Genomic DNA, 25,406 nt, shown 5'->3' with positions numbered 1-25,406 from the left:
GCGGTCATGCAATCGACGTCGACGCCGCCCGTTCCGGCGACCGCTCCACCGCCGGCCGAGACGATCACCACCCCGGCGACACCGCCGCGTCTCGCCGGCCTGCGCACCTTGGGCCGGGTGGTCGTCGCCACCTGGCCGTCGCGGATCGGCCTGCTCCTGATCGTCGCCTACCTGTCGGTGGTCGTCATCGGCACGTTCGTCGGCGGCGACCCGCTCGCCCAGGGCGACGACATCCTCGTCCCGCCCAACCTGGAGCATCTGTTCGGCACCGACCAGCTGGGGCGGGACATCTTCGCCCGTACGGCCGCCGGCGCACGCCTGTCGCTGGTGGTGGCGCTCGCCAGTGTCGTGCTGGGCCTGGCCGTCGCCCTGCCGCTCGGGATGGTCGCCGGCTACTTCGCCCGTACCTGGATCGACGAGCTGATCATGCGGTGCCTCGACGTCATCATGGCGCTGCCGCTGTTCATCCTCGGTGTCGTCTTCCTCGGCCTCAGCCGGGCCAGCGGCGGCACGATTCTCGGCCTGCCCGCGCCGATCGAGGTGCAGGTCGTCACCGTCATCGCGATCACCACATTGCCGAAGTTCGCCCGGGTGGCCCGCGCGGCGACGATGGTCGAACGGGAGGAGGAGTACGCCGATTCGCTACGGGTCATCGGGGTCTCCCGGTTCCGGATCATCTTCGGGGAGATCTCCATCAACGTGCTGCCGCCGGTGTTCGTGCAGGCCTTCCTCTGGATGGCGGTGGCGATCTTCGCGGAGGCCGCGCTGAGCTTCCTCGGCCTGGGCGTCCAGGCTCCGGACCCCACGCTCGGCAACCTCCTGCACGACGCCCGCAACTACGTGCTCTACGGCGCATGGTGGTATTCGGTGATGCCCGGGCTGGTGCTGATGATCGTGATCGTCGGGCTCAACCTCGTCGGTGACGCGTTGACCGACCGGTTGTCCCCGCAGTTGCGCGACTGAGCCAGGAATGGAGACACGCGTGGAACCGTTGCTGGAGATCGACTCCCTGCGGACGACATATCGCCGCCAGGGCCGCACACGGACGGCCGTGCGGGGGGTGTCCTTCGTCGTACACCCCGGCGAGGTGGTCGGCATCGTCGGCGAGTCGGGCAGCGGCAAGAGCACGGCGCTGATGTCGGTACTCGGCCTGCTCCCGCCGAACGCCGAGCTGCACTCGGGCCGGATACTGTTCAACGGGACGGACCTAGCTACGGCTGGCGATGCGGTGCTGCGCGCCGTGCGGGGCCGGGAGATCGGCCTGGTGCCCCAGCGGCCGATGACCTCGTTCAGCCCGGTGACCCGGGTCCGCCGGCAGATTCGCCAGCTGCTGCGCCGCCACCGGGCGGGTGAGTCGACCGACATTGACGTGGTGATCGCGGACATGCTGCACCGGGTCGGCCTCGACGGCGTCGCCGGACGCCTGGACAACTATCCGCACCAGTTCTCCGGCGGCCAACTGCAGCGACTGCTCGTCGCGGTCGCGGCGGTCGGCGCACGGCCACGGCTGCTGTTCGCCGACGAGCCGACGACCACGCTCGATCCGACCGTGGCCGCCCAGATCCTGCGGTTGCTGCGCGACCTGCGCGACGAGCTGGGCCTGGCCATCGTCTTCGTGAGCCATGACCTGCGGTCGGTGGCGCAGCTCTGCGACCGGGTGTACGTGATGTACGCCGGTGACATCGTCGAGGAAGGAGACGTGCGGTCAATCTTCGACCAGCCGAGGCACCCCTACACCCGGGCGCTGCTCGACGCGATCCCCAGCCGGCACACCCCCCGCGAGCCGATGCCGGTGCTCGCCGGAAGTGTGTCCAGCCTGCCGGAGGACCGGCGTGGCTGCTCGTTCGCCCCGCGCTGCCCGATCGCCGCCGACGTCTGCCACGAGGACACGCCGCAGCTGCTGCCGGCTGCCGCCGGCCGGGTGGCCTGCCACCGCTACCCGGACGGCGGCTGGCCGCCCGGTGATCTTCTGGAGGATCGATGAGCCAGCGACTGCGCGTCGAAGAGCTGTCCAAGACCTTCCACGGCCGGCGGTCGTGGCGGACCATGCGTACGCCCAGCGTGCACGCGGTCAACGACGTCTCGCTGACCATCGAACCCGGCCAGACACTGGCGCTGGTCGGGGAGAGCGGCTGCGGCAAGTCGACGCTGGTCCGTACGATCGCCGGCATCTACCAGGCCACGGCCGGGCGCATCTTCGTGGACGACACCGACATCAGCGACCGGCGGGCGCTGCGCCGGCACCGGCGGGCCGTGCAGCTCGTACCGCAGAACCCGTTGTCCTCACTCAACCGCAGCCGTACGATCTGGCACGCGCTCACCCAGCCGCTGCGGGTACACCACATCGGTGCCGACCAGGCGGAGCAGGACCGGCGGGCGGGAGCCCTGCTGGAACGAGTCGGTCTGTCCGCCGACTACCTGCCACGCCTGCCGGTCGGGATGAGCGTGGGTGAGCTGCAACGGGTGGTGGTCGCGCGGGCGTTGGCCATCGAACCGTCGATACTCCTGCTCGACGAGCCGACGTCGAGCGTGGACCTGACGACCAAGGCCCGCATCATCAACCTGCTCCTCGACGTACAGCGGTCGTTCGACCTCACCTGCATGATCATCACACACGAGATCGACATCGCGCGGCACCTCAGTCACCAGATGGCTGTGATGTATCTCGGCCGGATCGTGGAGTCCGGGCCGACCGAAGAGGTGTTCAACCGCCCCCGGCACCCGTACACCCAGATGCTCGTGGCCTCGGCGACCGCGACCGAACCGCTCGCCGGCCGGCGAGCGGGCGACACGCCGCTCGGCGAGGTGCCCAGCATCGGGTCGCACACCGACGGGTGCGCGTTCAGCCCGCGCTGCGTTCATGCCGCCGAGGTGTGCCTGACCGCGCCGACCCTGCGGGTTGCCGGCCCCGACCACCAAGCGGCCTGTCATCGCATCGAGCAGATCGGTATCGCGGCACCCTGACCCACCGGCGCTCGTGGGCCAAGGTGCCGAGGACCGCCCGTCAGGCCAGAGTCAGGTCGGGTCGGTCGCGTGGCGGGGCGAAGCAGGTGTCGACGAGCGCCGGTGGGACATCCGCGAGCGTCGAGGGCCGCCACCGAGGTCGGCGGTCCTTGTCGATGATCTGGGCACGGATGCCCTCGACGAGATCGGGCAACCGTAGTAAAGCGGCGGAGATCCGGTACTCCTGGACCAGCGCCGCAGGTAGATCCGGCAGAACGGCCGCGCTACGGAGCGAGCGGAGCGTCACGACCAACGAGGTGGGTGATCGGGTAGTGATCACCTCCGCCGCTGCCCGCGCGGCGGCATCGGGATGTGTGGCGAGCCGGACGACGATCGCGCCCACATCGTCGCCGGAGTAGCAGGAGTCGATCCAGTGCCGGGCGACGGTGAGCTCGGCCCGGGGCGGGGCGACGGCAAGCGACCTGACCGCCTCGGCGGCGTCCCCGCGCGCCAGCTCGAGTGTCAGGTCCGGCAGCCGGTCAGTGGGGATGTAGTGATCGGCGAGCCCGGCGGCTATGGCGTCCGCGGCGTTGACCGGGACGCCGGTGAGCGCGAGGTGGGTGCCGAGCTGCCCGGGTGCGTGGGACAGCAGCCACGATCCGCCGACGTCGGGGTGGAAGCCGATGCCGACCTCGGGCATGGCGACCCTGGACCGCTCGGTCACCACCCGCAGCGAAGCGTGGCCGGAGATGCCGACGCCGCCACCCATCACGAGGCCGTCCATCCAGGCCACGATCGGCTTGGGGTAGGCGGCGATGGTGGCATCGAGCCGGTTCTGGTCGGCCCAGAAGTCCAGCGAGGCGGTGCCGCCGGTCACGGCGTCGGCGTGAATGGCGCGGATGTCGCCGCCGGCGCAGAGTCCACGCTCGCCGGCGCCGGTGATCAGAATTGTGCGGACACGGTCAGATACCGCCCACCGGGCCAGAATGCGGCGGATGCTGGTGATCATCTCGGCGGTGAGAGCGTTGATGGCCGCCGGCCGGTTCAGGGTCAAGTGCCCCAGATGGCCGTTGACCCGGGCGATCACCGGCTCCGTGCTCATGTGGTGGTCCGGTCGTCGATCAGCTTGCCGGACGTGATCAGCCGCATGATTTCCCCGTCCCTTCGGCTAGCCACCTACCCCAGTTCACTGATGATCTTTCCAATTTCGGGCTCGAAAGCACAGCCATAGCTGTCGCTGTGGACTGCGAGATACGTCACGCTATGCGGCGGGGCGTTGCTGGAGGAGGGGTGGGACCCGGGCATAGAGGTCTATTCACAGGCGATCCTGTAGAAGTGCAGCCCGATGGCGCAGGAGATCGTTTCTGTGAAGGTCGCGAGCGGTCTGCGGTAGTCGGTGTGCAGGATTCTCCAGGTCTTCAGATTCGCGATGACCTGTTCGACGACCCAGCGGATCTTGTTGACCTGCCTGTTGTATTCCTTCTGCCACTCTGTGAGCTCGCCGCCCTTGGGCTTCTTGTACGGAGTGATCATGCCGTTGCCGACGTATCCCTTGTCGCCGATCCAGCCTCCAGGATTCAGGCTGACGAGAACACCGGTGTCGTTGATCGCGTACGAGTCGTGGTGGTTGCCGGTGACGGGATCGGAGACCCAGACGAGCGCGCCGTCGAGGGTGCAGGCGACCTGGACGCTCATGCCCGTGGTCTTGTGCTTGCCGGAGTACAGACAGCGGTCCGTGCGCCATGACCAGCAGGGGAACAGGGTGCCGTCGACGATGTACTGGACGGTCGGGTCGAGCTCGTCGGCGGTCGGCGAGAACCCCGCCAGCACGCGGTCGAGGACCGGTGTGATGCCGGTGACCGCCCGTGAGATCGTCGACTGGGAGACGCCGTGCGCCTCGGCGATCTCCGCTTGGACGCGGTTGCGCCGCATGTAGGTCAACGTGACCACGAGGGCGCGGTAGAGGCCGAGGATCGGTGGCCACGGTTCCATGCCCAGGTTCCGGCATTCGGCGCGGACCAGCACGCAGAGGTCGCGGATCTGATCGGTCGTGAAGCCGGTGGTATGATACATGTTCGGCGGTCCGCTTTTCTTTGGTTGTTGTGTGGTAACTCCATCCTATGGGAGGGCGGACCGTCTCATTTATCGGGGGGTCCACTGTGGGCTATCGAGGCCCTGCTGAATAAGCCTCATAGTCGAAATTTGGTTGAACATGTTTGTGATGCCGCCGCCTGGCCATCCGCTGGGAACGCCACTTCGACCTCCACGACGCATCCATCAGCCTCGGACGCGTCCTGATCTGCTGGCGCCAAAGCCGTATTCGGCACACCTTCGGGATGAATCGGTCGTCACCTTGTAGTGACATGTGGGCCGATGAGGCCGGCATTGAATAAGCCGTCGATCCTGTAGCTGATCATCACGCGTTGCGCATCGATGGGTGATACATTTATCTTTCTGTTTAGGATAGGCCAATCGTTTGGATGCCTCGACCCTACCGTCAACAATCACTTCGAATGTTGCTGTAGATTCTGTCTTGGCAAATCACCGACTCCTATCATCGCCTAGAAGTGTTTGTACCTCTTGTTGAAGTGATCTCGGCGACTTGTGGTAAGTATTTGTATCCGAAGTGGGTCAGGTTTGGGGTAGGGTCACACCCTCCCTGCGTCTTCCAATCAGGCCAGTGAACCCCGGAATCCCAGGTCAGAACCACCCTCCGATGACTAGGCAAAGCCCCTGCGCCACCACCGTATGTGAGACGGGGCCAATTTGACAGACCCCGCCCGGTCAGATGATCTCATCGAACGGGCGCAAGCCGGAGAACACCGCGATCACCGAGGTTGACTTCGGTGCAGCGGGTATTTCGCCGTGTGGGTGGTGGGCCGTTCGGGCAGCAAGTACCCATGCCGGCCTACATCTGAACAGCGGACCACTCTCTGGCGTGCTGGCTCTGATGTAACAGAATAGGCATAGCTTGATGAATTGACCTCTATCGGTGTAGCTGATCGCCGCTGAGGGCTGCCTTGGGTGGTTGCGGTTGGCCGGTGCTGTACGCATGGCACTTTCGCGTTACGAGCGGCTCTTCGGTGGGGCGTGGTCCGTATCCGCTTCTTCTCTTTGTCGGATCAGGCTGCGGATGAGTTGGTGGAGTTGTTCGGCGGTGCGGTCGAGGGGTTCGATGCTGCGTTTGGCTCGGCACATGGCCACGGTGCCCTCGACAGCGGCGACGATAAGCGTCGCGGCCTGGTCGGCCTGGTCGGGGTCGGCACCGTGTTCGCGCAGGGAAGCGGCCAGGAGGTCTTCCCATTCCTGGAAGGCTTCCGCAGCGGCTGCGAGGGCAGGTGACGTTTCGTCGGTGGGGGGTTCCTCGACGGCGACGGCGAGGACCGGGCAGCCGGCCCGGAAGTTGGTGTCGACGACGATCGTGCGCCACATGGCAAGAAAGGCGCTGAGACCGGCGGCGGGGCCGGCCTGGAGTTCCTTGCGCAGGCTCCGGGCGATCGTCTCGCCGGTGTGCCGGACCGCCTCGGTGGCGAGTTGCTGCTTGCCGTCCGGGAAGTAGTGGTAGGTGGACCCGAGCGGGGCGCCGGCGTGTTTGGCCATCTGCCGGATGCTGGTGGCGGTCAGTCCGCGCCGGCTGATCATGTCGGCGGCGCCGGCCACGATTCGCTGCCGCGCTGGCGGGTTGCCACTGGTCACCGTACGGCCCCCTTCCTCCACTCCTGGCTATGACGACTGTTATAGCCTACTCTTCGTCTCGTCCATAACGACCGTCATAGTGCGGTGTCGTCGACGGAGGTTCGCCATGCCGATGATCCGGCTTACGGCTGCGGCCGGTGCCCTGACGTGGGAGGGCCGCGCGAGTGTGCAGCGCGACCTCGCTGCGGTGTTGCTTCGCTGGGAGGGTGTGCCGGACACGGCGTTGTTCCGTGCGCTGGCGTGGAGCTATCTGGTGGAGCTGCCGCAGGGTGCGCAGACAACGGCCGAGGACGACGACGCCCGTTTCCTGGTGGAGGTCACCGTGCCGCAGGCGGCGTTGTCGGAGCGTCGTAAGGCGGGCCTGATCGATGAGGTAACCGCCACCGTTCTCCAGGCGGCTGGGCTCGGCGGCGATGCCGCACCACGGGTGTGGGTGCTGGTGCACGAGCAGCCCGACGGCACCTGGGGCGCCGGTGGCGCCGTGGTGCGCTACGCCGACCTCGTCCCCCTCGCAAAGGAGCAGCGGGCCGATGCGTGAGCTGACCTACATCGCCCGCAGGACCGTCGAATGGCGCGAGGCGCCCGATCCGACGCCGGAGTCCGGCCTGGACGCGATCGTCGCACCGGTCGCGGCGACCTCGTGCGACGTGGATTTCGCGATCCTGGCCGGGCACGGATTCCTCGATCCACCGTTCCCGATCGGCCATGAGTGCGTCGCGAAGGTCGTGCAGGTCGGCGACGCGGTGACCGGCGTGACCCCCGGTGACCTGGTCGTGGTGCCCTGGTCGATCAGCTGCGGCACCTGCGCGCTCTGCCGCGCCGGTCTGACCGCGCACTGCGCGTCGGTGCCGCACATGGCGATGTACGGGGCACCGATCGGCGGCAGCTGGGGCGGGCTCTTCTTCGACCTGGTCCGGGTGCCCTGGGCGGACGCCATGCTGGTACCGCTGCCGGCCGGGCTCGACCCGGTGGCCATGGCCTCGGCCAGCGACAACTGGTCGCTGGCCTGGCGGCTGGTCGCCCCGCACCTCGACGCCAGGCCGGGCGCGCGGGTGCTGGTCGTCGCCCGGGGCAGCATCGGCCTCTACGTCTGCGACATCGCCGGTGCCCTGGACGCCGCCGACGTGCTCTACACGATCCGGACCCCGGGCACCGGCAACTCGCCGAGAGCTTCGGGGCCCGCACCGCCGAGACGCTCGAACCCGTCCGGCACGGCTTCGATCTGGCCGTGGAGGCCACCGGCCGCGTCGACCAGCTCGGCTTGGCTTTGCAGAGCCTCGCCTCCGAGGGCTCCTGCGAGTCGGCCGGCACCCACTTCCGCCCCGGTGAGCTGCCCCTGCTCGACGTGTACCTCACCGGCGTCACCCTGCGCGTTGCCCGCGACAACGTACGCGCCCACCTCCCCGACGCCCTCGAACTCGCCGCTTTCCGGAAAGGTAGGCCCCGGCCGCGTCGTCTCCGACGTCCTGGACTGGGAACAGCTGCCTTACACGCTTGTCGGCAAGCACCTCAAGCCTGTCTTCGCGCGCCCTCTGACAGCGCACCACCTGCCGAGAGACTGATGAACACAAGCCCAGATCACCAGCGCACGGCGATCCCAGATCATGAGTTTCCCCCGCTTTGTTGGAGCGGTGGTTACCTGCTGCCGGCTGGCGCAGGGGTGGTGACAGGTGGCTCGTCTGGTGCGGTCTGGCGGCTGTGCCAGGTCGCCTCGTACTCGTTGGGGCTGAGGTAGCCAAGTTCCTTCTGGATGCGGCGGATGTTGTACCAGCCGTCGATGTAGGCGAAGATCGCGTTCTCGGCCTCGTCGCGGGTCCTCCAGCTCGTGCGGTAGACGAGCTCGATCTTCAGGGTCGACCAGAAGTTCTCCATGAGGGCGTTGTCGTAGCTGTCGCCGACGGAGCCCATGGAAGGCAGGATTCCGTTGTCCCGCAGGCGTTCGGCGAAGCGGAAGGACGTGTAGTTCGACCCGCGGTCGGAGTGGTGGATCAACTGGCCGTCGCGGACGTCGCGGGACCAGACGCCGTATTCGAGGGCGGCGAGGATCAGGTCGGTGTCGCAGCGGTCGGAGGTCTTCCAGCCGACGATCCGGCGGGAGAACGCGTCGCGGACGGCGGCGAGCCAGAACACGCCCTCGCCGCAGGGTATGCGAGTGGCGTCGGCGACCCAGAGCCGGTTCGGCCCGTCGGCGGTGAACCGCCGGTTGACCAGATCCGGCGACGGCGTGTGTCGCGGGTCCTGCTTCGTGGAGCCGCCGCGCCAGCCGCGCCGCAGGAAAGCCCCCTGCCAGCCCTGGCCGGCCATGAGCCGCTCCACCCGTTTGCGGCCCACGCGGATGCCGTCGCGGCGTAGCTGCCGGTGGACCCGGTCCGCGCCGTAGGTACGCCCCGAAGTCTCCCAGATCTCGTGGATGTTGGAGATCAACCCCAGGTCGACCACATCGCGGTCGCAGGGCTGCTCGCCCTGCTTGACCCAGGCGTAGTAGGTCGAGGCGCCGATGTTGAGGACCCGTAGCAGGAGCGCGACCGCGAACTGGTCACGATGTTCATGGATGAACCTCATGACCGTCGCCGGGTCGGGTCGAGCTCCGCCGCGAAATACGCGCTCGCGGCCTTCAGGATCTCGTTCGCCCGCCGCAGCTCGGCGACCTCCCTGCGCAGCCGGCGGTTCTCCTCCGCCATCTCGCTGGTCGGCCGGTCGTGACGCTCGTCGGCGTCGGCCTCGGCCTGGCGGATCCAGTTCCGCAGCGCTTCGTGATGCACGCCGAGTTGCTCGGCCAGACGCCGGATCACCGGCTTCGGCTCCGACTCGCGATACAGCCGCACAGCGCGCTGACGTAGCTCGTCGGGGTACTTCTTCGGTGCTGCCACGGACAACTTCCTTTCCACGGCCATCAGACCATGATCAAGAAGCTCCATCAAAGCGGGGGTAGCTCATCACCAGCGCACGGCGATCCCAGATCACCAGCGCACGGCGATCGCCACACTCGGAGACGAACTGCGGTCCCTGGTGGACGCCGCTGTCCGTACCGCCGCTTCCCCGGAAACGCTGCACCGCGTCGCCGCCGGTGCTCGCCGCCTCACCGCGCAACTGGCCGGCCGCCGCCGCGCGCCGACGGAGATCCCCGACGTCGACGGCTTCCCCGCCGGCGTGCGGATGTACGGCCCGGTCACCGGACCCGGCAGCCCGTTGGCTCGGCCCCTGCGGGTCACCCCGGCCAACAGCGGGCTACTCGGCCGGTGCACCCTCCATCGCCCACGAGGGCCCTCCCGGCTGCGTGCACGGCGGTGTGAGCGCGCTGCTGCTGGACGAACTGATGGGCCGCCTGCGTCGCCGCCCGCTCACCCGCCATGATCATCTCTCGGACAACGACCTACCATTGCCCTGTCCCCGTGCGCACCGTTGCGGGTCCTCGCCCGCGTTACACGGCGTTTGAACCGCAAATCCTCGTCGAGGGCTCGATCGTTCCTGAGGCGGGCCCGTCCACCGTCCTGGTCACCGCGAACGGCGTGTTCGTCGCACCCGACCCTCGGCACGTCAACACCCTGTTCCCGCAACTGCCCCGACCGCCGCACCCGAACAGGAAACCGCTCGTGCGTGAACTCCACTTCCTGCGCGCCGGCCGACTCGTCTGGCAGCCGCAGGAGCCACCCGGCCTCCTTGACGCGGACACCGCGATCGTCCGACCCTTCCTTGCCGCCCGCTGCGACGGCGACACCCTGCCCCTGCACCGCCCCGTCTCCCGTGCCCTACAGGCCGGCATCGCCGCCGGACTCGTCGACCCGGTCGTCGCCGCAATCTGCGGTCCCGTCCCGTTCCGCGGCCCCTTCTGCATCGGCCACGAATGCGTCGCCGAGGTCACCGCCGTCGGCGCCAACGTGCGCACCATCAGCGTCGGCCAGACCGTGATCGTGCCCTGGGCCGTCTCCTGCGGAACCTGCCCTACCTGCCAACGCGGCCTGACCTCCAAATGCGACACCACCACCGCCGGGCGCACGCTCGCCGCGTACGGCTTCGGCCCTGCATCCGGCTCCTACGGAGGTATGATCGCCGACGCGGTGACCGTGCCACACGCGGATTACATGCTGGCCCCACTCCCACCCGGCGTGCCACCGCTGCGGGCCGCCGCAGCCAGCGACAACCTCGCCGACGCCTGGCGCACAGTCGTGCCTCCGCTGGCCGAACGCCCCGGCGGCCGGGTCCTCATCCTCGGCGGCGGCGCCAAGAGCATCGGCCTCTACGCCGCCGGCCTCGCCGTCGCCCACGGCGCCCAGACCGTCGACTACCTCGACGACGACCCGACCCGCCGGCGGATCGCCGAGAACCTGGGCGCCCGAACCGGCCCGCCTTCTGGAGCCGGTCCCGCCGGCCGCTACGACATCGCGATCGAGGCGACATCACGCCCTCGCGGACTCCGTCGCGCCGTCCGCGCACTCGCTCCCGGCGGCATCTGCACCGCCGTCGGCTACTACCTGGCAACCGGCACCCGAGTGCCCCTCATGCACATGTACACCACCGACATCACCCTGCGCCTCGGCGTCTCACATCCCCGCGCCGTCCTGTCCCAACTCCTCGCCTTCCTCGACCACACCGGCTTCCCCGCCGAAAACGTCAACACCCTCGTCGCCGACTGGGACGACGCCCCACACGCCTACCCAGCCAGGACCACCAAGCTTGTACTCCGACGTGACCCGCTGCGGGCCGGCGGCGCTGCTGGATAGCCAAACCAGGGACGACGCCGACAGCGTCTAGCCCAACCCTGTCGACACGCAGGCGGCGGTGCCGCACCCGAGCGGGTGCGGCACCGCCGCCTTGCCGTGCGCGTAACCGCGAAGGACGCACGTCATGGTCAACCTGCTGTTCTCCCCGTCGCCCACCCCTGTCGGCGCCGATCCCGGCTCGCCGATTCCCCCGCCGCCGGCAACCCAGTGGATCCCGCGGGCATCGGACTGGGCCATCAACCGGCCCTGGCTGCTGGGCGTCGCTGCCGGCCTTCTCTGCGTCTGGGTCGCCGGCCGGAGCCTCGTCGCGGGCTGGCGACACCGGTGTCACGCCGCCGGCGCCCGGCTGGTCACCGTCTCCCCCCGCCACCCGAGGTCGACGCGCACGGTGCCGCCGCCCTGTGGGCGAACCTGGCCGGCATCCCACTCCGTCCCGCCGTCGACGGCTGCTCTACGGCACCCCGCACGTTGTTTTGCAGTACGTCTGGACCGGCCGCATAACCACACCACAGCTGAAGGGTGTCCCGGCTTCGCTTCGCTTCGCCGGGACGCTACCGCCTGCCCACTAACCAGCATTCTTAGGAGGTGAGACGCTCCGTATTCAGTCCGAGTCTGGCGAATGCGCCGGCCGATCCTCGCCGAAGCCAGCTGAGAACGGACGGCGACGGAGGGAGTACAGCGGCGCTGGAAGCTCTCCCCTCGCAGAACGCCCAGCGGTCCCGGCAGCCGACACATGAACCCGTCCTCTGGCCCGCGCCGGGGGTATGCAGTTGGTCGATTCAGTACCGCCGTTCCGCGCCGCCTCGAGACGCACCTCGCGCCGCTGCCGGCAACCGTGGACGCGGGCGAGGCGGCGTCGGAACTGCGGATGACCGCGTTTCGTTAAGGGGTGCACTGAAGCCATGTCTCGATGATGCGCAGGCCACTATATCGCAGAGTTAGTACGCATGTTCTAATCTTTCGGTATCGTTCTGGGGGTGACCGTTCCTGACGTGCCATCTGATCCGGTGTCGTTGACCGACCGGCAGCGGCAGATTCTTGACGTGATCCGTAGCTGGGTTCAGCGGCATGGTTATCCGCCGACGGTGCGGGAGATCGGTGTGGCCGTCGGGCTTGGTTCCCCTTCGTCGGTGGCGCATCACCTGAAGGCCCTCGAACATCACGGCCTGATCCGGCGGGCCTTTGGCGGGCCGCGAGCGGTTGATGCCCGCCCTCTGCCTGGTGACAAGCCGTCAATGGATTCGGGCGCCTTGTCGGGAATCGCTGTGCCCCTGTTGGGAGCCATCGCCGCCGGCGCGCCGATCCTCGCCGAGGAGTTGGTGGAGGAGGTGCTGTCCCTGCCCGCCGAGATGGTCGGCCGGGGCCCGCTGTTCGCGCTGCGGGTACGGGGCGACTCCATGATCGAAGCGGCCATCGCCGACGGCGACATCATCGTGGTGAGGCAGCAGGCGGTCGCCGACAGCGGCGACATCGTCGCCGCGATGCTCGACGGGGAAGCCACCGTCAAGCAGTACCGAAAGCGCGACGGCCGCACCGAGCTCGTCCCCCGCAACCCGCGCTACCCGGTACTGCCCGGCGATCACGCGACAATCCTCGGCAAAGTCGTCTGCGTCCTGCACCGCCCGTGATATGGATGATGATCGCCGCCACCCCGCATCACCGCCCCGCCCGGACGATCGAGAGGAGCCGAGGGCTCGGCCCGCCTGCTGGCGGGCCCGGCCATGAAGACCGCTGTCCGAGGTCACTGTTCTTTCCCGGCGCGGTCATCGGCCGGCACGACAAATGGTGACGAAGGCGCGCCGTCACCAGCTCGGGGCTGGCGTGCCGCCCGTCGGCGGTGACGCCGTCGGCGGGCAGGATGACCTGATGTCCTCCTCCGCGTCCCGGATCGTGTTCCGGCCAACCGACCCTGACGTTCGGTCGGCGCTGCGCCAGCACGCCGCCCGGGTCGGGGTCATGGTCGAAGGGCTGCTGCATCACACGGACAAGGCGATCGTGGCGGCCGGGTCCCGTGACGGTGAGCCGGTCGTGGCCAAGCTGCTCACCACCGACGATCCGTACTGGACCGGCCGCCGTGAGCATGAACTCGGTGTCTACCGGCTCATCGCCGCGGATCCACCCCCGGTGGTCACGCCCCGGCTGCGGTACGCCGACGAGCGGCTCACCGTCCTCACGCGCGTGCCTGGCGCCCGCTTGGCCGACGAGCGACACCTGACCGGCGATGTGAACGGCCGATCCGTCGACGTCGTGCTGGATACCCTTCATGCGGTGGCCGCGTGGATGCCGCACCCGCCGCTGCCGGAGCCGATCGCCGACTACCACGGCCGCGTCGACGCCGAGCACGCCGCCGGCCAGCTCGACGACGCCGACCGGGCAGCGCTGCACCAGCTCGTCGACGCCAGCGGCGACACCCGGCAGGTCGGACACGGCGACCCGTTACCGGCCAACCTGCTGCTCGCCGACGGCCGCTGCGCGATCATCGACTTCGAACACTGCGGCCGATATCTTCCCGGCTACGACCTGGCCCTGCTCTACACCATCGGCGCACCGGCCAGCCCGACCCTCGCACAGGCGATCACCGGCTGGGTCCACGGCCACGACCTCACCGTCGGGTTCGCGGTCAACCTGGCCCTGCTCGTCGCCCGGCCTTCTCGCGGATGTCCAGCCGTGTGCCCGGCATCCAGCCGAGCACACGGACGATGCTGCGATCGGCGACGTGGTCGAAGGCAGAGTGTACTTGCCGTCGCAGTCGCGGCTGAGGGCTCGGAACCGGCCGGCATGTTGGCCGGTCCATGATGAGGCTGTAGGCCTGCTGGACCACCCATTGGCCGGTGAGGTACGCGGTGATGCTGAAGAGGAAAGGGGTCACGTAAAGGCGGCTCACCGACCGGAGGGCGAGCCGGCTTTCATCCCCCGTTCATGTGACGCACTCGTGCCAGGACCTGCCGGTAGCGTCACCGCCATGTGGACGGCCTTCCTCCGTCGGCCATGTGGCTGGACGCTGCCAGGGAGTCAGGGATGAACGTCGGCGACATCGAGGACAGCTATAAGCTGTCGCCGCTCCAGCAGGGACTCCTGTTCCGGCTCTCGGCGACGGCGACGCCGACGTGTATCTAAACGGGCGTATCTCCCTCGTGGAAGGGTATCGGGACGTCGACATGCTTCGGCAGGCGTGGGAGCAGACCACGCGCGCGCACACGATCATGCACACATCGTTCCACTGGGGAGTGGATGGATCGGTCGGTTCAGAACGTGCACCGGGACGTGCCGCCACGGATCATCCAGTACGATTGGTCCGGCCTAGCGGACCAGGACGAGCGCTCCAAGCAGCTGATTGCCGAAGACGTGGCAGCTGGCTTCGATCCGGCAGTTCCGCCGATGCGGCGGCTGCAACTCATCAAGTTCGACGGCCGCATTCACGGTGTCGTTTGACGCATCACCTGTTGCTCGGCGGCTGGTCGGTACCGGTCTTCCTCAGCACGACCGTCGACGTGGCCACCGCGCCACGCGGTGGTGACTGTTTTCACCAACAGCAGCCGGAGATCGTGGAGAGCGCCCTGCTGAACGGAGATGGTAGATGAGCCGCGCCGGTACCACCGCGTTGAGCCTGGCCGACGCGCTGCGGGCGGTGGACGCGGCCCGTGCCGTCATCACTGAGGAAGCGGTCAAGGCGGACAAGGCCGCAGCCTTTCCCAACCGGAGCGTCGCGGCGCTCAGGAGCGCCGAGCTCATGTCGGCGGCGATCCCGACGCGGTACGGCGGTCCGGGCTTCGATGCGGTACGGCTCAGCGAGATAGGCCGGAGGCTGGGGGCACTGTGCGGGTCGACGGCGATGATCTGGGCGATGCACCAGATCCAGCTCGGCTGCATGGAGCCCAGCGCGGATCAACAGCCCGAGGTCGCCGACTACCTCCGGCGGGCCGCCCGGGAACAGCTGCTGATCGCCTCCGTCACCTCCGAGGAGGGGGTCGGCGGCAACCTGCGTATGAGCAAGGCTGCGGTTCGGCCGGTGCCCGGCGGCGTCGAGATCGTCAAGCGGGCCCCGACCGTCTCCTACGCCGGTGCCGCTGACGCGTTCCTGGTCACCGCCCGGCGCGACCCCGAGGCCGCAGCTGGCGACCAGGTGCTCGTGCTGGTCGAGGCGCGCCAGGCGACACTGCGGCAGACCGGATCGTGGGACACGCTGGGGATGCGCGGCACGTGCAGCGCGCCGTACGCGATCAGCGCGGTGGTACGCCCTTGGCAGGTACTGCGGCAGCCGTTCAGCGAGATCGCGACGCAGCGCATGGTCCCGCTGTCCCACCTCCTCTGGGCCGCCGTCTGGTCGGGCATTGCCGATGACGCCCTGCGCAGGGCGATCGCCTACACCCGCTTGAAGCTGCGCAAGAGCACCGCCGCGCCCGACCCGCGCGTGGCCTGGACGCACGCTCGCGGTCAGATGATCAAGGACTCGATCCGTCAGTTCGCCGCTGACTACGCTGCTGACCCGCGCGGCGGCGCACTCGGCATCCGCGCCAACGCGCTGAAGATGCAGGTGTCCATCGACGCGCTCCGGATCGCGCAGCTCGCCCTAGAGGTCTGCGGGATGGCCGGCTACTCAGAAGTTGGGGACTTCTCGGTCGGACGTCACCTGCGCGACCTCTATTCCGCGCGGTTGATGATCCACAATGACCGGCTCAGCGGCGTCAACGCCGAACTGCTCACCTTCGGCGACGAACCCGTCTAGGGCGTGTATCAAAGTCGGTCACAGCCACTCGTTGATCGCCGCGACCTGCACGGTCGCCTCGTACCGGACCGCGAGCTTGTCGTAACGGGTCGCGACGGCACGGTTGCGCTTGAGCCGGTTGATGCCGCACTCGACCGCGTGGCGTTGCTGGTAGATCTCGGGGTCGAAGGCCGGTGGCCTGCCGCCCTTCGACCCCAGTCTGCGCCGGTTGGCGTCCTGGTCGGCCTTCGACGGGATCGTCGCGGCGACACCCCGTCGACGCAGGTAGGCGCGGTTAGCCTTCGACGTGTACGCCTTGTCCGCCAGCACCCGGTCCGGACGGGTCCGGGGCCGACCGGACTTCAGCCGGGGCACCCGCACACCGTCGAGGACCGTCGTGAACTGCGGGCTGTCGCCACGCTGCCCACCGGTCAGCACGATCGACAGCGGCTTGCGGCCCTGTTCACAGCCCAGGTGCAGTTTCGTGGTCCGTCCGCCACGGGAACGCCCCAACGCGTGGTCGTCGGGTTCCGACCCCGTACCACCGGGTGGTTCGGCCTGCAGATCCCCCTTTTACGCGCTCCGGCCGCGTGCTGGTGCGCTCGGCTGATCGTGGAGTCCACGGACACGTCCCAGACGATCCGTCCCGCCGCGTCGGCCAGGGCCTGCAACGCGGTCAGGATCCTGGCCCAGGTCCCGTCGCGCTGCCACCGGCGGAACAGGGCGTACGCCGCCGCCCAGGAGCCGTAGTGGTCCGGGATGTCCCGCCACGGGGCGCCGGCCCGGTTCCGCCACCGGATCGCGTCGATGAGCTGCCGTTTCGTTGATGCGGGCGGTCGGCCCGGCCTCCGCGCGGTGGGCAGGAGTGGCTCCAGGACTGCCCACTGAGCGTCGGTCAGGTCGTGCCGCCTCGTCACCGCTACGCTGGTCACGAGGTCTCCGTGTTGATGGGTCATCTTGGTCGATAAGCCATCTACCGGAGGCCTCGCTGTTTACCGGGCAGCGACACGCCGGAAGTTCGTCACCCACCCATGGCCGAGTGGTCGTTGGTCATGTCCAGCGGGGTTAAGTGGGGTCGACGTGGAGTAGCCGCAGGATTCGGGTTTGTTGGTACCCGGGTTGTGGCGCCGCAGCGTCGGTGGCGTAGTCGCGGTACTGGACGGTCAGCGGCGGCCGCCCGGCGCGCTCCGGGTCGCCGCCGGCGAGGTACAGGGCGGAAAGCTCGCGCAGCACCAGCCCGACCGGCCAGCCGTCCGACACGATGTAAAGCGGTGGCCGGCACCGTGTTTACGGGACACGACCGGGTACGGTCCGCGCCATACGTTTCCCTTGGGGCATGTTTCTCGCGGGTACGGAGTCTGTCGATGGATGCGATCACCGATGTTCCCGGTTACGATCCCTTTTCGTACCGGATCCACGAGGATCCCTACCCGACTTACGCGTACATGCGCGAGCACGCGCCGCTGTACCGCAACGAGGCGCGGGACTTCTGGGCCCTCTCTCGGTACGAGGACGTGCTTCCCGCGCTGCGCAATCCCTCGCTCTTCTCGAGCCGCAACGGCATTTCGCTGGAACCGGACCTGTGGGGTCCCGAGGCGGTCAAGACAAGCTTCTTTCTCGCCATGGACCCGCCCGAGCACGGCGCGATGCGGCGGCTGCTGGGCACCACGTTCAAGCCGCGGTGGGTCAGGGAAGCCGAGCCGCGGGTGCGGGAGCTGACCCGGGCGCGGCTGCTGCCGCTGCTGGAGCGCCCCTCGTTCGACTTCGCGGGCGAGTTCGCCGCAGCCGTCCCCAACGACGTGATGTGCGACCTGATCGGCATTCCACGCGAGGACTGGGACCGGATCCGCGCAGACAACGACCTGCTCAACCACTGCGAGGACGGCGCCGATGTGCGATCCGCCGACACCATCGACGCCGGCTTCCGGCTCGCGGTCTACTACGTCGGCCTCGTCAACCAGCGGCGCCGACGCCCTGCCGACGACCTTATCTCCGCGATGATCGCCGCCGAGGTCGACGGCCAGCCGCTCACCGACTCCCAGCTCGTCGCGTTCCTTTTCCTACTCGTCAGCGCCACCAACGAGTCCACCGGCAAGCAGATCGGCCTGGCCTGGTACCACGGCTGGCGCTTCCCGGACGTGGCCCGCGCCGGGCTGAACGGGCGGTCCACCGACTGGGGCAACGAGGCACTGCGCTACGACTCGCCGAGCCAGATGATGGCCCGCACGCTGACCCGGGAGACCGAGATCCACGGCGTCTGGGTCCCGGAAGGGGCGCGGATCGCCCTGCTGCCCGGCTCCGCCAACCGGGACGCCGCAGTCTTCCCCGACCCGGACTCCTTCGACCTCGACCGGGACACCAGCGCCATGATCAGTTTCGGCCACGGACCGCACTTCTGCCTCGGCGCCGTGCTCGCCCAACTGGAGATCACCGTGGCGCTGGAGGAGCTGGGCGCAGTGGTCAGCGACTACGACATCGACCTGAGCAACGCCCGCGCCATCCACTCCCCGCACCAGCGCGGCTGGGCCAAGCTCCCCACGGCAGTCACCCGCCGCTGACCGGCACTTTGCCCCCGCTGCCGCGTCAACATCTGCGGGCGTGGTCACTCCGGGGCGATGGCGACGATGCGCAGCTCGGCGGTGTAGCGGTTGCCGGCGGCATCGCGCAGCCAGAGCTGGTCAACGTCCGGCAGCATTTCGGTGATTGTGACCTTGCCGGCGCCCGACCCGGCGGTCCGCCGAATCGACTTCGCCAGCAGATTGACCAGGGGCAGGCTGCGGAAGTCGACGGCCATCGGCTTGCTCTCCACGTCCACCCGCACGAAGCCCCGCTCGGGCAGTTCGTGCTTCGCTCGCCAGCGCCGCGCCTGCGCGTACCGCTTGTCCTCGTCCTTGACGAACGCCCAGGTCGCGCCGGACGCCGGCAGCGTCCACGACTCGCGGCCGACGACCAGCCGGTCGATCGCGATGCGGGGCCGGTGTCGGCCGCCAGCGAAGGGGTGGAACGCGTTGGAGGCGAGCACCGACAGCGGTTCGCCGATAACCTCGAGGAAGCGGTGCGCGGGGCCGGCACCGGTACGATGGCGCACCACCACCTCGTCGCCCTGGCGTTCGGCGACCATGTCCAGCGCGGAGACCACGGTGGCGCCCGGCGGCGGTTCGAAGGTCTCGGCACCGACGCAGATGTACGTGTAGTCGGGCAGCATCAGCTCGACGGCGCGCGACATCCGGGTGGTGGTCTGCGGCGCGTCCATCCTCGGGATCGTAAAGACCCGGTGGGTGAAGCCGACTGCGGCGGAGGCGGCGGTGAGGCGTTTGGGCTCGTGGTGCTGGGCGATGAAAAGTTTGCTCTCCAGCGTATTGGTTGCGGCGTGCAGCTCGCCGAGGACGAAGTCGACGTCGCCGCGGGCGAGTGCCTGCGGGTCGGTCGCGGCGATCATTAGGTCAGGGGAGTGCCAGCGGGCGATGCTCCACAGCGGTGCCGATGTGGCGAACTCCCGCGCCGCCCGCTCGGCGATCTCGTCGCTGGTCACCTGGTGCTCGCGGACCTGCTCGAACCGCTCCGGCAGCAGGTCGAGCACCCGGCGCCAGCGCTCCTGGAACTCGATCTCGAACTCGTCCACGATCTCCGAACCGGCGCCGCCCTGGGCCAGCCGGGCCAGCTCCGGCAAGACAGAGGTGAGCAGCTGGAGCAGTGGCATCGCTGGCTTGCCGGTGCGGGCTGCCTCGCGGTCCACCACGTCCAGCGCCTTGGCCTGGTACCGTTCGCCGACCGCGTTCGCCAGCCACACCGCGCTGTCGAGCATCAGCCCCAGGGCGGGGGCGAGCGCGTCGGTGATCCGGCGCCCCACGCGTACCTCACCGGCGCGGGCGGTGTCCTCGTAGACCAGTGTCCGCCCGGCGTAGGTGGTGCCGGAGCGGCGGGTGGCGGCGCTGCCGGTGATCCGGGAGAACGTCTCTGCTAGCGCTTCCATCGCCCGGAGAAGCCGGTCCGGGTCGCCGGCCGCGGCGTGCAGGGCGTCCCGGGCGTGGACCATCTCCTCCAGCGGCTTGCGGGCACCGGCTCGCACCGCGGGGTCGCCGATCGCGTCCAGCAGCTCCGAGAGCTCCTGCTCGGGCCAGGTGACAAGGTGGACGCCGAGGTCGATGCGGACCGCGCCGTGATCGCGCAGCCGCAGTAGCGTCGCGACGGTCGCCGGGTCAAGCGGGTGACCGGCGATGTCCCGTACGGTACGCCGGCCGTCGCAGCGGGCCAGGACCTGTAACTCCTGAGCTGTCAGCGTGACAGGCTTGCGGAACGGCAGCCGCAGCGAACTGCCGATAACCACAGTGGATGGCGATACACGGGGGCGCAGCCATGGCCACAGCTCCGGGCGGGCGGCGATCGTGTCCGCGACCGCGTCGATCGCCCAGCCCTCGAAGTACGCCGTGCGTCGGGCGAGTAGCTGCGGCCCCGGCTCGCTGATCAGGCCGATGTCCTCCGGACCGATCCGGGCCCAGCCGACCGGCCCGAAGAAGCCGACGGTGTCGTTCTTGAGGCAGTACCGCTGGAGGTAGTTGACGATTGTCTGCTCGTGCCCCCGGCCGCGGGTGTTGCGCGGCTCGCCGGCCGCGGCCTTGTCCAGGCAGTCCCGGATCAGGTTTGGGTTCTGCCAGGTCACAGCCTCCCGGAAGGTGCTCTCCCCGGCGGTACGGCGGATCGCGGCGCTGAGCCGGTCCGCAGCCTCGGCAAAGATCTTCCGGTACCGCTCCTGCGTGGCCGGTACCGCGTCGTCGAGCAGGTCCGCGGCGACGGCCAGTTCGTCGTCGCAGATCTCGGTGAACCGCTCGGCGGGAAAGCCCGCGCCGCGCAGGGCGCTCTCCCGCCACAGCGTCCAGCGGGTGCCGCCCAGCGGGACCAGGTGTTCCGACTCGTCGACCATTTCGATCTCACCCGCGCTCCGGCTCGGCTGGACCGATCTCGTCGAGCAGCGCCTCTAGGTCCTCAACGCCGGCCAGCTCGCCCTGGGTACGGACGATGAGCTGGGCCAGTTCGTCGACGGTGGGTGACTCGAAGACGTCCCGCAGCGACAGTTCGACGTTGAACTGCTCCCGGATTCTCGTCGTGAGCTGGGTCGCCAGCAGCGAGAACCCGCCGAGTTCGAAGAAGCTGTCGTGGATGCCGACGCGGTCCAGCCCGAGCAGCTCCTGGAGGATGTCAGTGAGCTGCCGTTCCATCGGGGTGCGCGGGGCGACGTATTCGTCGCCGGCCCCGCCGTCCGCGTCGTGTTCGCCGAGGACGGCTAGGTCGTACGTGCCGTCCGCCGCGAGTGGCAGCCGGTCCAGAACCACGAAGTGGCTGGGGATGAGGAAGCTGGGCAGACGCAGCATCAGTTGTTGGCGAAGGTTTGTCCCCTGCGCTGGGTCGGGTCCGGTCAGGTAGCCCACCAGCGTGGTCTCGCCGTCCATGCCGACCTTTTCGGTGACCACGGCGTCCCGTACCTCGGGCAGGTCGCGTAGGGCGCCGGCGGTCTCGACCGGGTCGATCAGCGGGCTCGCGCCGAGCCGGCCGACAAACTCCAGCGTTCCGTCCGGCCACCGCCGGCCCAGGTCACCGGTCTGCTGGGAGCCGAAGCAGAGTTCGGCTACCTCGCCGACCGCGGCTGCCTGCCCCGACGGGTGGCGCAGCGTCGCCGGCGTGCCGTCCAGTTCGGTGCCGAGCGGCACCCGCAGTGGCGCGGTCTCCTGCTGCCAGTTCGCCGGCACCTCGTAGGTGGCCAGGGGAAGGCCGTCGGGACGGGTCCGGTAGGCGGCAACGTACCGGCTGCCCGGGGCCAGCCGCCGCAGCGCGGTGACGTCGTGCGAGATCAGCTCGCCGTTGTTGCCGACCAAGGCCAAGCGCAGCGCCGGAACCGTGGTGTCCGATCCGTACCCCGCCGCGCGGAGCACCGGCGGGCTCAGATACGCCACCGTGATCGCCTTGTCGCGCAGCCAGCCGGCGATGTCGCCGGCGACCGGGCCGTCGGACAGTACCAGGGTGCCGCCGGCGGTGAACGCGCTGGCGAGCGCCGACATCAGGTGACCCGGCTGTCCGGACAGCACCGCGAACCGGTCGTCGCTGGTCAGCCCGAACCGCTCGACTGCCCAGTCGCTACCCGGCTCGGCGGCGTCCGCGTCGTCCGGTGCCGGCGGCTCCCCGGCGGAGATTCCGCCGAGTTCCACCGTGTCCGGTGCGGACTCCCCGTCGGGGTGCACGTCGAGCAGGAGCGCGGCACCGAGGTAGCGCGCCGCCACCACACTGTCCGGCTCGGTCACCGTGAACGTCGCGCCCGCCCGTAGACAGCCGACGAGTGCGGCAACGAAGGCGGCGCCGCGGCGGCGGACGACCGCGACGTGGCCACCGGCCCGCACGCCCCGGGAGTCGAGGACAGCGGCCACCTTCGCGGCGGCACTGTCGAGCCACCGGTACCCCCACTCGCCGTCGGCGTCGACGACCGCGACCCGGTCGGCGCCGCGGGCGTGCCGGGCGACCGCCAGGTGCGGGGCGGCGCGATCCACCGGGGCCGGTTCCTGCGGCGGTGGTGCGGGCCCGAGCGGGTAGTCCAGGATGCTGCGGGTCGGGTCGGCCAGCACCGCGCGCAGGAAGGTGCCGATGTGCTCGGCGAGCAGCCGCATCATCTCGACCCGGAACCGGTCGGCGTTGAAGTAGAGTTCCAGCCGCAGGGCGCCTTCCCGCTCACGGGCGATGAGCGCGAGGTCGAACTTGCTCGGCATTGTCGGCGCCTCGTCCATCGGCTCGACCTCGATGCCGCTGATGTACTCGACCTCGGGCCCGCCTACGACGTTCAGCACAGCCTGGAACAGCGGTGTGCGGCGTGGGTCGCGGCTAGCTTGGAGGTCTTTGACGAGCATGTCGAAGGGGGCGTCCGCGTGCGCGTACCCGTCCAGGGAGGTCTTGCGCACCTGGGCGAGCAGGTCGGCGAAGGTCGCCGCGCTGGACAGCTCCACCCGCATCGGCAGGGTGTTGACCAGGAAGCCGATTAGCTTGTCGGTGTCGGCGTTGCCGCGTCTCGCGACCGGCACACCGATGACCACATCGGACTGCCCCGACCATCGGCTCAGTACCGCCGACTCGGTCGCCAGCAGCGCCATGAACGGAGTCACTCCGTGCCTGCGGCACAGCTCGCGCAGCGCGGTGGTCTCCTCGACCGTGAGGGCGAACGGGATCGTGTCGGCGCCGCCGCCTTGAGCGGAGAGGAAGCGCTGTGCGGTCGGCAGCGCCAGCGTCGGCGGAGCGCCGGCCAGGTGGCGATGCCAGTAGTCGACCTGCTTCTGGAGCCGTTCGCCAACCAGCCAGCCGCGCTGCCACGACGCGTAGTCGCGGTACTGGACCGGCAGCGGCGGCAGGCCGGCACGGGCCGCGTCGCCGCCGGCCTGGTACAGCGCGGACAGCTCGCGGACGAAGAGCCCGATCGACCAGGCATCGGAGATGATGTGGTGCATGGTGACGCTGAGCACGTACGTGGTGTCGGTCAGGCGCACCAGCTGGCACCGGAACAGCGGTCCTTCGGCGAGGTCGAACGGCGTAGCCGCCTGCTCGTCGGCGAGCACGATCGCCGCCGCCTGTCGATCGCCGTTGCTGTCGCGCAGGTCCCGCACATCCAGGCGCCAGTCCGGGTCGGCGTCGTCGACCACCTGTATCGGTTGACCGTCTGCGGTGGGGAAGCGGGTGCGCAGCGCCTCGTGGCGTTCCAGGATCACCCGGACGCTCGCCTCCAGCGCGGCGATGTCGAGGTCGCCGGTGAGTCGCCGTCGCCCGTGTACGTTGTACGCCGCGCCGGGCAGCAGTTGGTCCTCCAGCCACAGCCGCTGCTGGTCGTAGGAGAGCACCGGCTTGGCGTCCGGCGTCCGGCGTCCGATCAACTGCGGCTCCGCCGTGGAGCGGGCGGCCACGACAGCGGCCAGCGCCGCCACCGTCGGGGACTCGAAGAAGTCCATCACCGGGATGTGCACGCCGAGCGTCTTGCGGATCCGTGCGACTACGCGGGGGGCCAGCAGCGAGTGGCCGCCGAGTTCGAAGAAGTCGTCGAGGACGCCGACGTCCGTGCGACCCAGCACATCCGACCAGATCTCCGCGATGGCGTCCTCGACGGGTGTGCGCGGCGGGACGGGGTGGTCAGGGATCTCCGCACCCTCGTCGGGATCGGGGAGGGTGCGAGCCGGGGAAGGGTGTGCCATGGCTCAGACGTTACGGGCAGCCACAGGCCACTTGGCTGTCACACAAAAGGGGGTCGGAACGACAGATGCCGCCCGGACACAGTAGATCCCGGGCGATCCCGGTGCGTCGCCGGGGTACGGCAGTGCGACTCATCGCCTGCGTGAATTCCGCACTACGGCCGGTAGGTTCTGAGAGCCACGCTGGGTCAATCCCATCCGACGGATGGCCCGGGACAACCCCACTGGGGCCACAAGAGAATCCACGGCGAACTGCTCGGACTCCGGCCACCGCGTCGGCCTCGGCGCCATCCGTCGAATCCTGGCCCAAGGTCGCCTCGGCCTCGCACCCCCCGACACCTATTGACGGAGGTTCCTACATACCAGGCCATCGGGCGGCAGGCCGCCGACCTCTTCCACGCGGCGGATTCAACTCGGTCGTTGCAACAGTGGGTGTTCAGGCTGATGACGGGCTGATAGTAGCTCGGCGGGGGTGCGGACACCGAGTGTCCTACGGGGGCCCGTGCAACTCGGCGGCGACAGCGGCACGACGCTCGGCACACAAAACGCCCGAGCCAAGGACCGCGGGCCTGACTGGCTCGCGTCGAGGTCCGCCTCTGTGCCGGATTCGCCTACGTCGGCAGCAATCTGAACGACGGCGAGCTATCCCCTCTGCCGCCGCGCTTTATCAGGGTCCTGCACACACGGTGCATCGCCATATACCTGGCCAGCCGCAGCACCTACCAGGACAGCATCCTGCCCATTCCTGTCCTTCGGCACCCGAGGACTGCCTGGACTGCGCCTGCTACCTCTACCTCGGCGACCAGCCAGCCTGATCACCCCTCCATGAACTCACGTGGAGCAGCACTAGCATCGGCCGTGCGGAGGTCGACATGGCGAAATCATGATCATTGGTGACGTCGGTGGATGTGCCGAGCGGCTGTCCCAGGCCGTGGCGCCTATGCTGACGGATCCAGACGCCATGGTGATTCACGTCGGCGATTTGATCGATCGCGGGCCGGACAGCCCTGGCGTGCTCGCCTTTGTTCCGTACCAGCTGGAGAAACCGCGCGGCGGAGACCCAACGTGTCGAATCCGTGACCGCCGAACCGCGCCGGGATCGCCAGCGACTCAGGCCGGCTTCCTTGA

Annotated in this window: 20 protein-coding genes and 2 pseudogenes; 13 read left to right on the top strand and 9 right to left on the bottom strand. The window is 69.1% G+C overall.

Annotated features, from left to right (window positions below):
• Nucleotides 1-6 precede the first annotated feature (6 nt).
• From ACN27J_RS18610 to ACN27J_RS18600, 3 genes are read left to right on the top strand one after another with little or no spacing between them, the layout of a single operon-like run.
• Entirely contained in the window at nucleotides 7-963 is a 957-nt protein-coding gene (locus ACN27J_RS18610) for an ABC transporter permease (protein WP_421367865.1), read from the top strand.
• Between the two features lie 19 nt (nucleotides 964-982).
• Nucleotides 983-1,984, top strand: coding sequence for an ABC transporter ATP-binding protein (locus ACN27J_RS18605; protein ID WP_421367862.1), 1,002 nt, complete (start codon nucleotides 983-985; stop codon nucleotides 1,982-1,984).
• The gene (locus ACN27J_RS18600) at nucleotides 1,981-2,964 is read left to right on the top strand and encodes an oligopeptide/dipeptide ABC transporter ATP-binding protein (RefSeq protein WP_421367860.1); all 984 of its coding nucleotides are present in this window, start codon (nucleotides 1,981-1,983) and stop codon (nucleotides 2,962-2,964) included. Before ACN27J_RS18605 ends, ACN27J_RS18600 begins: the two co-directional genes overlap by 4 nt.
• A 40-nt stretch (nucleotides 2,965-3,004) precedes the next feature.
• Here ACN27J_RS18600 and ACN27J_RS18595 read toward each other — a convergent pair whose 3' ends face one another.
• The 3 genes from ACN27J_RS18595 to ACN27J_RS18585 form a co-directional block, all read right to left on the bottom strand.
• Complete coding sequence (locus tag ACN27J_RS18595; RefSeq protein ID WP_421367857.1) at nucleotides 3,005-4,045, bottom strand: enoyl-CoA hydratase/isomerase family protein; 1,041 nt, start codon at nucleotides 4,043-4,045, stop codon at nucleotides 3,005-3,007.
• A gap of 209 nt (nucleotides 4,046-4,254) precedes the next feature.
• Nucleotides 4,255-4,968, bottom strand: a complete 714-nt coding sequence (locus ACN27J_RS18590) for a transposase family protein (protein ID WP_421367855.1) — start codon at nucleotides 4,966-4,968, stop codon at nucleotides 4,255-4,257.
• Between the two features lie 1,041 nt (nucleotides 4,969-6,009).
• On the bottom strand, nucleotides 6,010-6,639 hold the full coding sequence (locus tag ACN27J_RS18585; RefSeq protein ID WP_421367852.1) for a TetR/AcrR family transcriptional regulator: 630 nt from the start codon (nucleotides 6,637-6,639) through the stop codon (nucleotides 6,010-6,012).
• A gap of 106 nt (nucleotides 6,640-6,745) precedes the next feature.
• On the opposite strand from ACN27J_RS18585, the gene ACN27J_RS18580 reads away from it, so the two are divergent.
• Together ACN27J_RS18580 and ACN27J_RS18575 are read left to right on the top strand one after the other, a co-directional pair.
• Entirely contained in the window at nucleotides 6,746-7,177 is a 432-nt protein-coding gene (locus ACN27J_RS18580; RefSeq protein ID WP_421367850.1) for a tautomerase family protein, read from the top strand.
• Nucleotides 7,170-8,201, top strand: coding sequence for an alcohol dehydrogenase catalytic domain-containing protein (locus ACN27J_RS18575; protein WP_421367848.1), 1,032 nt, complete (start codon nucleotides 7,170-7,172; stop codon nucleotides 8,199-8,201). The genes ACN27J_RS18580 and ACN27J_RS18575 overlap by 8 nt, the downstream gene beginning before the upstream one ends.
• Before the next feature lie 73 nt (nucleotides 8,202-8,274).
• On the opposite strand, the gene ACN27J_RS18570 is transcribed toward ACN27J_RS18575, so the two are convergent.
• Nucleotides 8,275-9,201, bottom strand: a complete 927-nt coding sequence (locus tag ACN27J_RS18570) for an IS3 family transposase (RefSeq protein WP_421367845.1) — start codon at nucleotides 9,199-9,201, stop codon at nucleotides 8,275-8,277.
• Nucleotides 9,198-9,509: a transposase gene (locus tag ACN27J_RS18565; RefSeq protein ID WP_421367843.1), complete on the bottom strand. Its 312-nt coding sequence runs from the start codon at nucleotides 9,507-9,509 to the stop codon at nucleotides 9,198-9,200. The genes ACN27J_RS18570 and ACN27J_RS18565 overlap by 4 nt, the downstream gene beginning before the upstream one ends.
• Nucleotides 9,510-10,232: 723 nt before the next feature.
• Between ACN27J_RS18565 and ACN27J_RS18560 the strand changes: the two genes are divergently transcribed.
• From ACN27J_RS18560 to ACN27J_RS18535, 6 genes and pseudogenes are all read left to right on the top strand, one after another.
• Entirely contained in the window at nucleotides 10,233-11,360 is a 1,128-nt protein-coding gene (locus ACN27J_RS18560; RefSeq protein ID WP_421367840.1) for a zinc-dependent alcohol dehydrogenase, read from the top strand.
• 124 nt (nucleotides 11,361-11,484) lie between these two features.
• A pseudogene (locus ACN27J_RS18555) lies at nucleotides 11,485-11,857 on the top strand (type VI secretion protein); the annotation flags it as partial.
• A 480-nt stretch (nucleotides 11,858-12,337) separates the two neighbouring features.
• Nucleotides 12,338-12,988, top strand: a complete 651-nt coding sequence (gene lexA, locus ACN27J_RS18550; RefSeq protein ID WP_421367837.1) for a transcriptional repressor LexA — start codon at nucleotides 12,338-12,340, stop codon at nucleotides 12,986-12,988.
• Nucleotides 12,989-13,226: 238 nt separating this feature from the next.
• Nucleotides 13,227-14,156 (top strand): phosphotransferase, encoded by a 930-nt coding sequence (locus tag ACN27J_RS18545; RefSeq protein WP_421367834.1) that lies wholly within the window; start codon nucleotides 13,227-13,229, stop codon nucleotides 14,154-14,156.
• A 435-nt stretch (nucleotides 14,157-14,591) separates the two neighbouring features.
• The gene (locus ACN27J_RS18540; protein WP_421367831.1) at nucleotides 14,592-14,792 is read left to right on the top strand and encodes a hypothetical protein; all 201 of its coding nucleotides are present in this window, start codon (nucleotides 14,592-14,594) and stop codon (nucleotides 14,790-14,792) included.
• A 145-nt stretch (nucleotides 14,793-14,937) separates the two neighbouring features.
• Nucleotides 14,938-16,086 carry an acyl-CoA dehydrogenase family protein gene (locus tag ACN27J_RS18535; RefSeq protein ID WP_421367829.1) on the top strand — a complete coding sequence of 383 codons (1,149 nt, stop codon included), beginning with the start codon at nucleotides 14,938-14,940 and terminating at the stop codon, nucleotides 16,084-16,086.
• Between the two features lie 18 nt (nucleotides 16,087-16,104).
• On the opposite strand, the gene ACN27J_RS18530 is transcribed toward ACN27J_RS18535, so the two are convergent.
• Nucleotides 16,105-17,021, bottom strand: a protein-coding gene (locus tag ACN27J_RS18530) for an IS5 family transposase (RefSeq protein WP_421367827.1) whose coding sequence is annotated in 2 segments (ribosomal slippage) — nucleotides 16,105-16,590 and nucleotides 16,593-17,021 — 915 coding nt in all. Because the reading frame shifts where the segments join, the coding sequence is not laid out codon by codon here.
• 109 nt (nucleotides 17,022-17,130) lie between these two features.
• A complete protein-coding gene (locus tag ACN27J_RS18525; RefSeq protein ID WP_421367826.1) occupies nucleotides 17,131-17,325 on the bottom strand; it encodes a hypothetical protein in 195 nt (64 codons plus the stop codon).
• Nucleotides 17,326-17,429: 104 nt separating this feature from the next.
• Between ACN27J_RS18525 and ACN27J_RS18520 the strand changes: the two genes are divergently transcribed.
• Complete coding sequence (locus tag ACN27J_RS18520) at nucleotides 17,430-18,623, top strand: cytochrome P450 (protein WP_421367823.1); 1,194 nt, start codon at nucleotides 17,430-17,432, stop codon at nucleotides 18,621-18,623.
• Nucleotides 18,624-18,667: 44 nt separating this feature from the next.
• Here the strand turns inward: ACN27J_RS18520 and ACN27J_RS18515 are convergent, their stop codons facing one another.
• Both ACN27J_RS18515 and ACN27J_RS18510 read right to left on the bottom strand, forming a co-directional pair.
• Complete coding sequence (locus ACN27J_RS18515; RefSeq protein ID WP_421367822.1) at nucleotides 18,668-20,986, bottom strand: lantibiotic dehydratase; 2,319 nt, start codon at nucleotides 20,984-20,986, stop codon at nucleotides 18,668-18,670.
• 7 nt (nucleotides 20,987-20,993) lie between these two features.
• Nucleotides 20,994-24,281: a condensation domain-containing protein gene (locus ACN27J_RS18510; protein ID WP_421367819.1), complete on the bottom strand. Its 3,288-nt coding sequence runs from the start codon at nucleotides 24,279-24,281 to the stop codon at nucleotides 20,994-20,996.
• Between the two features lie 880 nt (nucleotides 24,282-25,161).
• Between ACN27J_RS18510 and ACN27J_RS18505 the strand changes: the two are divergent.
• A pseudogene (locus ACN27J_RS18505) lies at nucleotides 25,162-25,308 on the top strand (metallophosphoesterase); the annotation flags it as partial.
• Nucleotides 25,309-25,406: the final 98 nt, after the last annotated feature.

Origin of the sequence: Solwaraspora sp. WMMB762 (assembly GCF_049179115.1) — a bacterium.
Classification (GTDB): domain Bacteria; phylum Actinomycetota; class Actinomycetes; order Mycobacteriales; family Micromonosporaceae; genus Micromonospora_E.
Note: the sequence above shows the minus strand (reverse complement) of the source record. Positions and strands in the feature narration are given on the sequence as shown.